We start from the raw sequence: 11,768 nt of genomic DNA on the forward strand, positions 1-11,768 counted from the left end.
ATGTTGGTCGGGTGAGTACTCCGGCGACGGTGGTGGCGGGCGTTGACTTCGGTGACCCCGCGTTCGCCGCGACGGTGCGCGACGGCGTCGGGCGGATCGAGCAGCTCATGGACACCGAACTGCGCAGCGCCGACGACGTGATGACCGAGTCGCTGACGCACCTATTCAAGGCCGGCGGCAAGCGATTCCGGCCATTGTTCACGGTGCTGTCCGCCCAGATCGGCCCGGACCCCGGCGCGCACGACGTGACCATCGCCGGCGCCGTCATCGAACTGGTGCACCTGGCCACGCTGTATCACGACGACGTGATGGACGAGGCGGAGGTGCGCCGCGGCGCACCCACCGCGAACGTCCGGTGGGGGAACAACGTCGCAATCCTGGCCGGCGACTACCTGTTCGCCACGGCGTCGCGGCTGGTCTCGAGGCTGGGGCCGGAGGCCGTGCGGCTGATCGCCGAGACGTTCGCCCAACTGGTGACGGGACAGATGCGCGAGACGCGCGGCCTGACGGGCCCGGCCGAAGGGGCCGACCCGATCGAGCACTATCTGAAGGTGGTCTACGAGAAGACCGCCTGCCTGATCGCCGCGGCGGGCCGGTTCGGCGCCATGTTCTCGGGGGCCGACGCCGAACAGGTCGAGCGGCTCAGCCGGCTGGGCGGCATCGTCGGCACCGCCTTCCAGATCTCCGACGACATCATCGACATCGACAGCGACTCGCACGAATCCGGCAAGCTACCCGGCACCGACGTCCGCGAGGGTGTGCACACCCTGCCGATGGTCTACGCGCTGCGCGAACCCGGGCCCGATGCGGCGCGGCTGCGTGAACTGCTGGCGGGGCCCATCGAGGACGACGACGCGGTGGCCGAGGCGCTCGCCCTGTTGCGCGCGTCGCCGGGCATGGTGAAGGCCAAGAACACGCTGGCCGAATATGCGGCCCAGGCGCGCGACGAACTGGCCCTTTTGCCCGACGTTCCCGGCCGGCAGGCGCTGCAGACGCTGGTCGAGTACACCATCAGCCGGCACGGATAGCGCGTCCAGGAACCCCAGAGGTCCCCTCGGGCGTTCAATTGACAACAGTCAAGCAATGAACGGGCTCTCGTAGGAGGACACCGATGACCTGGCATCCGCATGCCAACTGGCTGAAGACCTTCGCCCTGTTGGTCGGCATGTCCGCGTTGATCGTGTTTGTCGGCTCGCTGTTCGGCCGGACGGCGATGTGGCTGGCGGTGTTGTTCGCCATCGGCATGAACGCCTACACATACTTCAACAGCGACAAGCTGGCGCTGCGGGCGATGCACGCGCAACCGGTTTCCGAGCTGCAGGCGCCGGTGATGTACCGGATCGTGCGCGAGCTGGCCACGGCTGCGCACCAGCCGATGCCCCGGCTGTACATCAGCGACACCAACGCGCCCAACGCGTTCGCGACCGGGCGCAACCCGCGCAACGCCGCCGTGTGCTGCACCACCGGCATTCTGGACATCCTCAATGAGCGTGAGCTGCGCGCGGTGCTCGGACACGAGCTTTCCCACGTCTACAACCGCGACATCCTCATCTCGTGCATCGCCGGCGCGATGGCGTCGGTGATCACCGCCCTGTCCTACATGGCGATGTTCTTCGGCGGCGGAAACCGGGAGGGCGGTAATCCCTTTGCGATGCTGCTGGTTTCGTTGCTGGGCCCGATCGCCGCGACGGTGGTCCGGCTGGCCGTGTCCCGCTCGCGCGAGTACCAGGCGGACGAATCGGGCGCGGTGTTGACGGGCGACCCGCTTGCCTTGGCGTCGGCCCTGCGCAAGATCTCGGGTGGTGTTCAGGTGGCCCCGCTGCCGCCGGAGCCGCAGCTGGCCAGCCAGGCGCACTTGATGATCGCCAACCCGTTCCGTGCGGGCGAGCGCATCGGGTCGCTGTTCTCGACCCACCCGCCGATCGAGGACCGCATCCGGCGGCTGGAGGAGATGGCGCGGGGTTAGTCACATGCTTGGGGAGCCGGGGTCTCCCGGAGGATGCGTGGGTCGCCGTTTTTGATATCGCCCGCGCTATCAAAAACGGCGTGAGCCATATGGTCCGGACAGTCCCCACGTTCCTGGGGATGAGTGACTGCCGTTTTTGATAGCGCCCGTGCTATCAAAAACCGCGTGAACCGCTACACCTACCGCGCGCAGTGGTTGCCCGACTACAACGAGTACCTGGGCGTGTGTGTCGAATTGCCCTACATGAGGCGCGAAGGGCCGACCGCGCCGCAGGCCGTGGCCGCCATCGAGGAGGCGGTCAAGGAGCATGTGGAGGGCCTGCGCGCCACCGGGGAGCAAGTACCCACGCCGCTTTCCGAACGCCGCTACAGCGGGAGATTCCTCGTCAGAACGTCGCCGCAGCTGCATGCCCGCCTGGTGCTGGAAGCCATCGAGCAGGGGGTGCCGATGAACCAGTGGATCGTCCAGAAACTGAGCGGGCGGACGCCAAGCAGGACCTTCGGGCTCTCCGGGTGGGACTAAGCACGCCGGCCCGAAATCATGCAGCCGCCTCGGGCCTTTCGGGTTCAATGGCTTCCCTTGCATCCCTGCGAGCGGAATGGCCCGTCTCGAGCCTTCCCCGGATGTGGACCGTGCCGCCGTTGGCCTCATGCTGGTGCTGCCAGTCGCTGATCGCCTGATGCGCAGCGTGATCCAAGTAGTGCACCGAAACCTCAACGGTGGCAACGGATCCGGCGGGTATGGACGCGAGCACCCGGGTCAGCCGCGGAAGCGCCAGGAACGTGCAGGCCGCACCCTCGATCACCACCCGCCATTCGTCGTCGACGGCCTTGGCATCGACCCTGGCCCGGATCACCCGCCAACCGGTCAGCGCGATGGCCAACGCGAGCCCGATCAGCACGCCGTGCAGCAGATTGAGGAAGACGACGCTGACCGCGGTCACGATGTACACGGCGAGATCGCCGTGCTTCATCGCGGTTTCGATGTGGGCCGGCTTGAGCAACTGAACGCCGATCACAATCAGCAGCCCGGCGAGTGCGGCGGTGGGGATCTCTTCGACCAACTCCGCGAAGGGGACGGTGAACAACAGGATCCAGACGCCGTGCATGAAGGCCGAGGCGCGCGATTTGGCGCCCGCGTTGACATTGGTGGAGCTACGCACGATGACACCGGTGACCGGCAGCCCACCGATGGTCCCCGACACGATGTTGGCGGCACCCTGCCCGACCAGCTCGCGGTTGAAGTCGGTGCGCGGCCCGTTGTGCATGCGGTCGACCGACACCGCCGACAGCAGGCTCTCGACGCTGGCGATCAGCGCGACGGTGATCACCCCGATCGCAACCGCGCCCCAGTTGCCGTGCGGGATGTCGGGCAGTTGCAACGCGTCCAGCGGCGACCCGTCGAGGTCGATCCGGCGCACATGGAACGGAAAGACGACCGACACGACGGTCACGGCCACGATGGCGACCAACGGCCCGGGAACGCGGCGCACCTTGGGCGGAACCCACCGCCAGGCCACCAGGATGGCGATCACCATTACGCCCAGGATGACCCCGGGCCGATGCGCGCCGATGATCTGGCCCGGCAGGCCGATGAGATTGTGCCAGGCGGTGCTCTTGGACTTTCCGCCGAGCAACACGTGCGCCTGCTGCAGCGCGATCGTGATGCCGATGCCGGCCAGCATCGCGTGCACGACCACCGGCGAGATCGCCAGGGCGGCCCGTGCGACGCGGCTGAGTCCCAGCAGCACCTGCACGGCACCCGCCGCGACGGTGATCAAACACGTTATGCCCCAACCGAAGTCGGATACCAAGTCGGCGACGACGACGGTCAAACCGGCGGCGGGGCCGCTGACTTGCAGCGGCGACCCGCCGATCGCGCCGACCACGATGCCGCCGACGATCGCGGCGATGAGGCCGGCGAGCACCGGGGCGTTGGAAGCGATCGCGATCCCCAAGGACAAGGGAAGTGCGACCAGAAAAACTACGAGTGAGGAAGGAAGGTCGTGGCGGATGAGCGATCGCACGCGATCTTTGCTTGAGTCCTTGGCCTGGTCGGGAGGTTGATTGCCGAGCTGTTCGATGTTTTGCACCGGTCTCGTCCCTCGTTAGGAGTTAGCGGGGGAACTTCCGATATCCGCCCCATATTGCGTTGTATTACGTCGGCGTAACACCTTGTCGCACAAACGGTTACAACCCGGCCGGATGCGCAGGATCATGGCCGGGAACCCCTGGCTGCGTTAGTGACGGTATTTTGCTGGCAAACCCGCGGTCAAGCGAACGGGCCCAGCCCATATGGAACGCAAAGATTTAAATTCCGCGCCATGTGACGGACATTTCAGAAGCCGGAACCGTGCACCTCGTGGCCCGGGACCTCGGCGATGAGGCCCCGGTAGGCCTCTTCGACGGTCGACCCATGGTTGATCACCGCGTCGACTTCGCGGGCGATCGGCATGTTCAGCCCGAACTCGTTGGCGAACTCCATGATCACGCTGGCGGCCTTGACGCCCTCGGCGACCTGGTTCATCGAGGAGATGATCTCGTCGATCGGCTTGCCGGCGCCCAGTTGTTCACCGACGTGGCGGTTGCGGCTGCGCTGGCTGGTGCAGGTCACGATGAGGTCGCCCAGCCCGGCCAGGCCGGGGAACGTCTCGGGATTGCCGCCCAGGGCCACGCCGAGCTTGGTCATCTCGCGCAGCGCGCGGGCGATCACCAGCGCACGGGTGTTTTCCCCGATGCCCAGCGAGTAGCCCATGCCGACCGAGATGGCGTAGACGTTCTTCAGCGCCCCGGCCATCTCGACGCCGATCACGTCGTCGGTGGTGTACACCCGGAAACGCCGGGTGCGGAACAGCCCGGACAGCCGGGTCGCCAGATGCTGGTCGGGCATGGCCAGCACCGCCGCGGCGGCGTAGCCCTCACCGACCTCGCGCGCGATGTTCGGCCCAGCCAGGATGCCCGCGGGATGGCCGGGCAGGACCTCCTCGATGATCTGCGACATCCGCATGTTGGTGCCCTGCTCGAGCCCCTTGACCAGTGACACCACCGGCACCCACGGCCGCAGTTCCTTGGCCAGCTCGGCCAGCACGCCCCGGAAGCCGTGGGAGGGCACGCCCATCACCACGACGTCGGCGGAGTTCGCCGCCTCGGCGAAGTCGGTCGTGGCCCGCAGGGTGTCGCTCAACACGACGTCATTGCCGAGATAGCGGCTGTTGCGGTGCTTCTCGTTGATGTCGCTTGCGGTCTCCTCCGAGCGGACCCATTGCAGCGTCGGCCCGCGGCGCGCACAGATGGACGCCACCGTGGTTCCCCAGGAACCGCCACCAAGGACAACGACGTTGGGTTCGCGCATCTGAGCTGCCATGGCGATCAGCGTATTGCCGACACCTCTCATTTAGTAGCGGTTCACAAACTTCGGATCCGCACGACCATCCTCAACCCGCCAGGGGTGCCCGGTCGGACGCCCGGCCGAACACCATCGCCTCCTCGATGCGGTCGAAGCGATAGTCGATGGCGTCGGCGAGGTAGTTCTGCCGCACGTTCCAGGGCCGCTTGGTTCCCGATTTCGGCAGCGCATGCACCGAGCGCAGCACGTAGCCGGCGTTGATGTCCCACGACGGCTTCTCGGTCATCGGCTCGTTGCCCCGATGCGGGTAGGCGTGGGTGTAGCCGTGAGAGGTCATGTGCGCCAACAGCTTTGCCGTCGCCCGGGCGGTGATGTCGGCGCGCAGCGTCCACGATGCGTTGGTGTAGCCGACGCACCAGAACAGGTTCGGCACGTCCTCGAGCATGTGGGCCTTGTAGACGAAGCGGTCATTGGGCTTGATCTCGTTGCCGTCCAGGCTGATCGCGGTCCCGCCCAGGGCCTGCAGCTGCAGGCCGGTGGCTGTGACGATGATGTCGGCGTCGAGGTGCCCGCCGGATTTCAGCGCGATCCCGGTCGCGTCGAAATGGTCGATGTGGTCGGTGACCACGTCGGCGCGGCCGGCGGCGATGGCGTTGTACAGGTCCGCGTCGGGGATCAGGCACATCCGCTGGTCCCATGGGTTGTAGCGCGGTTTGAAGTGGGTGTCGACGTCATAGCCGGCGGGCAGGCTGCTGATCGCCTTGCGCCGCAGCAGCCATCGCACCAGTCCGGGCGCCTTGCGGGACAGCGCGAAGAACACCGCCTCGGTCAGCGCGCTGTACATCCGGACGATCAGGTGGGCGGGCTTGCGCGGCAATACTTTCCGCGCGACCGCGGCGACCTTGCCGTACTTCGACGCCGAGATCAGATACGTGGGCGAGCGCTGCAGCATGGTCACCTTCGCGGCCCGATCCGACAGCGAGGGGAGCAGGGTCACCGCGGTGGCCCCGCTGCCGATCACCACGACCTTCTTGCCGCTGTAGTCCAGGTCTTCCGGCCAGTGCTGCGGATGCACGACGACGCCGCCGAAGGTTTCGATGCCGGGGAACTCGGGGGTGTACCCCTCGTCGTAGTTGTAGTAGCCGCTGCCGAAGAACAGGAATCGGCCGCGGTAAAGCTTTTGCGCGCCGTCCTGCTCGACGGTGACCGTCCAGGTGTCGGTGGTCGAATCCCAGTCGGCCGAGCGGACGTAGCTGTTGAAGCGGATGTGGCGATCGATGCCGTACTTGCGCGCGGTGGCGGCCAGGTACTCGCGGATGTGCACGCCGTCGGCCACGCCTTCCTTTCGCGTCCACGGCTCGAACGGGAAGGACAGCGTGAAGATGCTGCTGTCCGAGCGAACCCCGGGGTAGCGGAACAGGTCCCACGTGCCGCCGATCCGCGCGCGCCGCTCCAGGATCGTGTAGGTCAGCCGGGGATTGCTCTCGCCGATCCGGTAGGCCGCGTCGATGCCGGAGATGCCGGCGCCGACGATGATGACGTCGGAGTAGTCGGCCTCGGTCGGTGTCTGGCCGGCTTCCTGGGGAGTCACGGTCATCGTGAACCTCGCTCACATCGTGGGACTGGTCACTACATTAGGCATCCACCGGTTGGCCGGGCCAGGGATCGTCACAACGGCTCCATCAGCACGTCGACGTGCAGCGGCGCGCACCGGTCGATCAGCCAGATCTGGTCGGCGGGGCTGGCGAAGATGCGCGCGTGAGACGGGTCCTGAGCGAAGGCATTCCGGGACTTGTCGCCGAAGAAGACGTAGGCCTTGGTGTCGTTGCATTGCCGCGACATCCACACCAGCCCGTCCAGCCCGGCGCGGTGCGCGGCCTCGGCCCACCGCACCGTGGTGTCGTAGCTCGACGCCGGGCTCGCCGTGAGCTCGGCGGCGGTGACTTTGAGGCGTCGCAGCCCGGTGCCGTGCAGGACGCCCAGGCGCACGGGCCGGCTCACTTCCAGCCGGACGAGCACTTTGTCCGCGTATTGGTCGTAGGGGAGCAGGCCGCCCTCGACGGGGATGTCGTGCAGCAGCGTCTCGGCGATGGCCGCGTCCTCGGTGTCGGCCGCGTACATGATCGGCACGACCGGGTCGCCGAAGAAACCGAAGCGAGTGCGCGCGCCGATGCCGGGGTTGAAGTCGGTGGCGGTGCGTGTCGCCGACAGCACGCGGTAGAGCGGGTGTCCCGCCGGCAGGGTGGTGGTGGCCGGGTCGAAAGGGTCCGGGGGTCGCCTCACCACGAGACGGCCAGGGCCTCCGCAGCAACCGCGACGACGCGGTCCGGATCGGTGGCGAGGCGGTCCACGGGCCGCTCCCCGTCCAGGTAGGTGGTGGGCGAGCACAGCCACTGCACCAGCCCGGCCTCCGACCAGCCGTTGTCTTCCGCGACCTCGCGCAGCCGGGCGATGACCGCCAGCGGCTTGCCGTCCGGGCCGAACTGGAACCCGGGATAGGCGAGGTAGTTGCCGCGCCGCACGGCGACCAGCGTCTTGTTGCGGTGGGCGGTGGTGGCCAGGTTGCGCGGTGCGCTGGACCGTGAGCCCATCCGCTTACCGGCGTCGGTGCTGCTCAGCATCCCGAACTCGGCCTCGATGCGGGCATACAGATTCTGCTCGGCCTGCACCGCCCGCGCGACGGCGGGCTCGGTGTAGACGGCGACCGACGACAGCGCGATGCCCACCGCATGGGCGCTTTCGCGCAGGCGCTCGTGCGCGGTGGCCAGTTCGGCGACGGTGGTCATGGCGATCGCTCCAACGTTCGGTTCGTGCAGTTCATTCTACTGCACGAACCGAACGCTGGCAGCTACCGGTAATTGACGAACTGCAGCGCGACGTCGAGGTCGGCCTGCTTGAGCATCGAGATGACGGCCTGCAGGTCGTCGCGCTTTTTGCTGCTGACGCGGATCTCGTCCCCCTGAATCTGGGTCTTGACGCCCTTGGGCCCGTCGTCGCGGATCAGCTTGGTGATCTTTTTGGCGTGCTCGCTGTCGATGCCCTGCTTGAGGGTGCCGCTGACCTTGTAGGTCTTTCCCGACGCCTGCGGTTCGCCGGCGTCGAAGGCCTTCATCGAGATGTCGCGGCGGATCAGCTTCTCCTTGAAGACGTCGACGGCCGCCTTGACGCGTTCCTCGGTGGACGACGTCAGCTCGATAGCCTCGTCGCCCTTCCACGCGATCGTGGTGTCGGTGCCGCGGAAGTCGAAGCGGGTGGCCAGCTCCTTGGCGGCCTGGTTGAGTGCGTTGTCGACCTCTTGGCGCTCGACTTTGCTGACAATGTCGAACGATGAGTCCGCCATTCGATCCGTCCCTTCATCCCGTGATGGCCGTTTGTGCTTTGTCTACCCCCTCGTTGTAACCTGTCTGGCGGCAGGTTGCCCGAGCGGCCAATGGGAGCGGACTGTAAATCCGTCGCGAAAGCTTCACAGGTTCGAATCCTGTACCTGCCACCAACGTTCGTGAGGGACCAGGTTGTGCCGCCGCGGCCGGACTCAGTGCAGGTTGCGTGCGCTGGGCGCCCCAACGGGTGCAGGGCTACGTGTGAACGCTAAAACCCGTGCCGCGGGCACAGCGTTACCCACAAACCTGGCCCAACTGTCCGTCGATGGGGCTTGCGCCCTCGCAATCGCCCAGCAGGCGTCTGCGCATGCCGTTATCGGGCCGGAATTGGTCGATGCATGCCTGATGGGCCGCGGGATCGGTGGTGCTGCTGCTACAGGGATCGGCGTGTGCTTGTGCCGTCGGAGTGCAGAGGAGTGCCAGGACTAGCGCCGCCGACGCGCTGATTCGTGCCGTCTTCATTGGTCAGTCCTTTCCGCACCGCCCGATGGCCACTGATTATGGGGTAGATCGGGATGGACGGCGACTTGGCGCGCATGAGGCAGCCGCCGAAAATCCGACCAGCAAACTAGTCAGATCAATCGTCAATCAGGCACCCGAGCGGCACCGCTGTCTCCGGATCTTCATGACCCAGGGTAAACGCTTGCAGCACAACGCAGTTGGGCGAGAATGGACACAAATGCGCACGGGCAAGCCCGCGTCTCATCCGCCTGACGGAGGTCGCCGCATGATGCTGCCGAAGATCGGCGGTCCATAGCCCTTTTCGTCGGGCTTATCCCGCTGGGCCTTGCGTGCCCCCGGTGGCATCGGCGGGATGAACATCGGGGTGAGCGGCGCGCCCTCGGCTGTCGTTGCCATCAATGGGCCCTGAGCGGCGGACAGCTGGATCGGGGCGGTAACCGCCGACGGCGGGACCACGAGGTTGCCGACGTACATGCCCTTACCCAGAGAGGCCGTGGCGGAACTCTCGATCGCGCTGGCCGTGCTGGCAGGTGGGGCGAAGAAATTGGGAGCCCCTCCGACGGCCTCGGGACCGGTGAGGTTGTAGGCAATGGCCAGGTTGCGAGGCGTGGGGGCCAGGACATCCGGGAACTGACCGGGGTAGAAATCGTGGCCGCCCGTGACCAAACCTATGAAGGCCTGCGGGTTGAAGACGCCGCTGCTGACCAGGTTTTGCAGATAACCGTTGACGGTCTGAACAAACGGGTTGGCGAAGAATTGCGTGGGGTCGGGTGCGGCTGCGGCCGGGGCGCCGAGTAGCGGTGCGGCCGTAACCGCCCTGCCCACTGCGGCCGTTTGAACCGTAGCGGCGGCCGGAGTGGTCATCGGGGACGGGGCGTTGAACGTCGGCATCGCCATGGTCTGCAGGCTGCTGGCGTGATAGCCCAGCATGGCGGTCGTGTTATCCGCCCACATCTGCAGGTACTGGAGCTCGGTGGCGGCGATCGCGGGGAAGTTGATGCCGAACACGTTTGTCGCGATCAGATGAGCCAGCAGCGCGCGGTTGGCGGTCACCACGCTGGGATGCACCATGGCTGCCTGGGTGGCGGCGAAGGAGCTGGCCATCGTGGTCGCCGCCATCGACATATGAGCGGCCTGTAGCGAGGTGGTCTGTAGCCAGGCGACATAGGGGAGCGTGGATGCGGTCATCGCCGTCGCTGACGGCCCCTGCCAGGGAATGCTTGTCACGATGGAGGCGTAGCCGGCGGCGGTTTGTCCGAGCTCGATCGCCAGCTGGCGCCAGGCCTCGGCAGCGGTGAGCCACGATCCGGGCCCGGGCCCTGAATGAATTAGCGCCGATGTGATCTCGGGAGGAGCCCAGAAGTCCATCCCGACCCCCCGTCAAAGCTTGGAGTCGATAATCCTGATGCCGCGCGTACAGGCCTGCGCGGCCTGTCGTCCGCCACGGAACCGATTTTCGCGTCCCACGTGTTGTCCCTTTCGGTGGCGTTCCTGTCTGGTACATGGCCCGATCCGCCGATTTACAGCCTATGCGCCCCCGCGGCCACTCACTTCGGGAATCGTGAGATTCGGCTGGTCAGCTCGCGGCGCCAATTTCAGCACGTAGATGCCCGTGCGGGCCGCGGCCGCAATTAGTCGAAAACCCGTCGCACACAAGCCCTGAGTGCTGAACGCGGCTGGCCGTCAGTGCACTTGCGCGTTAGAGGGTTGCCAACTCACCAGGGGGGCGCGGGCTTTCGAACCCAGGCGTCGCGACAAATTTGGCCCAGTTGTCCGTAGTCGGGGCTGGCCTGACAATTGCCCATTCGGGGGCCTTCCATGGGGCCATCGGGCGAAGGTCTGTTGATGCAAGCCTGGTAGGCGGTGGGATCGGTGATGCCGGCACAGGGGTCGTCGGCGCGCGCTTGTGCTGGTGCAATGCAGAGGGCTGCCAGTGCTGTCAGCGCCGCCACGGACGCCCCCTTTGCCCTCCTCATCAGTTCTTCCTCTCCTGACCCGATGACCGATTTAGGCCATAACCCAGTGTCGCACTTCGTGATGAGGGCAGTCGAGTATCGCGCAAACAGACTCGAGGGTTCACCCACCCAAGCGTTGCGGCGACGGCGGTTTCGGCTCGTCTAGGGTCCTGACGTCGCGGCCGGCGCCGGCCGACACCGTCGCGGCCTCGCCGCGAGCCAGCCCCACCGTCGCGACGATCACCAACACCGCCGCCACCGCCAGCACGACCCAATCGAAGCCCTGGGCGTCCAACGTCTCGCCCAGCACGGTGATCCCAAGGACCGCGCCGACAATGGGTTTCGCCGCGATGATCGTCGGCAACGACGCCGTCAAAGCCCCTGCGCGGTAAGCCGATTGATGGAAGATCATCCCGGCCGCCCCGCAGAACACCCAGCCGTACGCCTCGGGTCGGGTCCACAATTGGTCGGGGTTGTGTTCGAGGATGTCCACCACGCCCTTCATCAGCACCGCGAACACCGCCAGCAACGAACCGGCGACCGCGGCCAGCAACAGCGCGGCGCCGCACGTGTGGCTGATCGTCGCCATCGCAATGGGTCCGCCGCTGCTCCTGGGGTTGCTGGGCGCCCGGATCTGGTCGGACCGTCCGGTGGCCGCCC

11 protein-coding genes and 1 tRNA gene are annotated in these 11,768 nt (G+C 66.6%); 4 read left to right on the top strand and 8 right to left on the bottom strand.

Translation table 11 applies throughout. From position 1 onward, the window contains the following. Nucleotides 1-11: 11 nt before the first annotated feature. From grcC1 to A5711_RS22750, 3 genes are all read left to right on the top strand, one after another. The gene (gene grcC1 / locus A5711_RS22740; protein ID WP_067950540.1) at nucleotides 12-1,028 is read left to right on the top strand and encodes a nonaprenyl/(2E,6E)-farnesyl/geranylgeranyl diphosphat synthase; all 1,017 of its coding nucleotides are present in this window, start codon (nucleotides 12-14) and stop codon (nucleotides 1,026-1,028) included. A gap of 83 nt (nucleotides 1,029-1,111) precedes the next feature. Next, complete coding sequence (gene htpX / locus A5711_RS22745) at nucleotides 1,112-1,966, top strand: zinc metalloprotease HtpX (RefSeq protein ID WP_067950542.1); 855 nt, start codon at nucleotides 1,112-1,114, stop codon at nucleotides 1,964-1,966. 165 nt (nucleotides 1,967-2,131) lie between these two features. Beyond that, nucleotides 2,132-2,488, top strand: a complete 357-nt coding sequence (locus A5711_RS22750) for a type II toxin-antitoxin system HicB family antitoxin (RefSeq protein ID WP_067950544.1) — start codon at nucleotides 2,132-2,134, stop codon at nucleotides 2,486-2,488. Between the two features lie 16 nt (nucleotides 2,489-2,504). On the opposite strand, the gene A5711_RS22755 is transcribed toward A5711_RS22750, so the two are convergent. From A5711_RS22755 to A5711_RS22780, 6 genes are all read right to left on the bottom strand, one after another. Then, the gene (locus tag A5711_RS22755; RefSeq protein ID WP_369829955.1) at nucleotides 2,505-4,049 is read right to left on the bottom strand and encodes a SulP family inorganic anion transporter; all 1,545 of its coding nucleotides are present in this window, start codon (nucleotides 4,047-4,049) and stop codon (nucleotides 2,505-2,507) included. A gap of 254 nt (nucleotides 4,050-4,303) precedes the next feature. Beyond that, nucleotides 4,304-5,329, bottom strand: coding sequence for an NAD(P)H-dependent glycerol-3-phosphate dehydrogenase (locus A5711_RS22760; RefSeq protein WP_156673408.1), 1,026 nt, complete (start codon nucleotides 5,327-5,329; stop codon nucleotides 4,304-4,306). A 70-nt stretch (nucleotides 5,330-5,399) separates the two neighbouring features. Continuing rightward, the gene (locus A5711_RS22765; protein ID WP_067950550.1) at nucleotides 5,400-6,908 is read right to left on the bottom strand and encodes an NAD(P)/FAD-dependent oxidoreductase; all 1,509 of its coding nucleotides are present in this window, start codon (nucleotides 6,906-6,908) and stop codon (nucleotides 5,400-5,402) included. A gap of 71 nt (nucleotides 6,909-6,979) precedes the next feature. Next, nucleotides 6,980-7,594 carry an RES family NAD+ phosphorylase gene (locus A5711_RS22770; RefSeq protein WP_197520847.1) on the bottom strand — a complete coding sequence of 205 codons (615 nt, stop codon included), beginning with the start codon at nucleotides 7,592-7,594 and terminating at the stop codon, nucleotides 6,980-6,982. Further along, complete coding sequence (locus A5711_RS27035; protein WP_067950555.1) at nucleotides 7,591-8,097, bottom strand: antitoxin Xre/MbcA/ParS toxin-binding domain-containing protein; 507 nt, start codon at nucleotides 8,095-8,097, stop codon at nucleotides 7,591-7,593. Before A5711_RS27035 ends, A5711_RS22770 begins: the two co-directional genes overlap by 4 nt. Nucleotides 8,098-8,159: 62 nt before the next feature. After that, the gene (locus A5711_RS22780) at nucleotides 8,160-8,651 is read right to left on the bottom strand and encodes a YajQ family cyclic di-GMP-binding protein (protein WP_066956577.1); all 492 of its coding nucleotides are present in this window, start codon (nucleotides 8,649-8,651) and stop codon (nucleotides 8,160-8,162) included. Between the two features lie 69 nt (nucleotides 8,652-8,720). Between A5711_RS22780 and A5711_RS22785 the strand changes: the two genes are divergently transcribed. Then, nucleotides 8,721-8,804 (top strand) — tRNA-Tyr (locus A5711_RS22785). A 589-nt stretch (nucleotides 8,805-9,393) separates the two neighbouring features. Here the strand turns inward: A5711_RS22785 and A5711_RS22790 are convergent. Together A5711_RS22790 and A5711_RS22795 are read right to left on the bottom strand one after the other, a co-directional pair. Beyond that, entirely contained in the window at nucleotides 9,394-10,521 is a 1,128-nt protein-coding gene (locus tag A5711_RS22790; protein ID WP_067950557.1) for a PPE family protein, read from the bottom strand. A gap of 708 nt (nucleotides 10,522-11,229) precedes the next feature. Then, nucleotides 11,230-11,768: DMT family transporter (locus A5711_RS22795; RefSeq protein WP_197520848.1), on the bottom strand; the 539-nt coding region annotated here is incomplete at its 5' end.

It is taken from the genome of Mycobacterium sp. E2238 (assembly GCF_001672665.1).
Classification (GTDB): Bacteria; Actinomycetota; Actinomycetes; order Mycobacteriales; family Mycobacteriaceae; genus Mycobacterium.

Bases quoted from the DNA above. Each gene is read 5' to 3' on its own strand.
- htpX (WP_067950542.1), top strand. From the start codon at position 1,112: ATGACCTGGCATCCGCATGCCAACTGGCTGAAGACCTTCGCCCTGTTG.
- A5711_RS22760 (WP_156673408.1), bottom strand. From the start codon at position 5,329: ATGGCAGCTCAGATGCGCGAACCCAACGTCGTTGTCCTTGGTGGCGGT.
- A5711_RS22765 (WP_067950550.1), bottom strand. From the start codon at position 6,908: ATGACCGTGACTCCCCAGGAAGCCGGCCAGACACCGACCGAGGCCGAC.
- A5711_RS27035 (WP_067950555.1), bottom strand. From the start codon at position 8,097: ATGACCACCGTCGCCGAACTGGCCACCGCGCACGAGCGCCTGCGCGAA.
- A5711_RS22780 (WP_066956577.1), bottom strand. From the start codon at position 8,651: ATGGCGGACTCATCGTTCGACATTGTCAGCAAAGTCGAGCGCCAAGAG.
- A5711_RS22790 (WP_067950557.1), bottom strand. From the start codon at position 10,521: ATGGACTTCTGGGCTCCTCCCGAGATCACATCGGCGCTAATTCATTCA.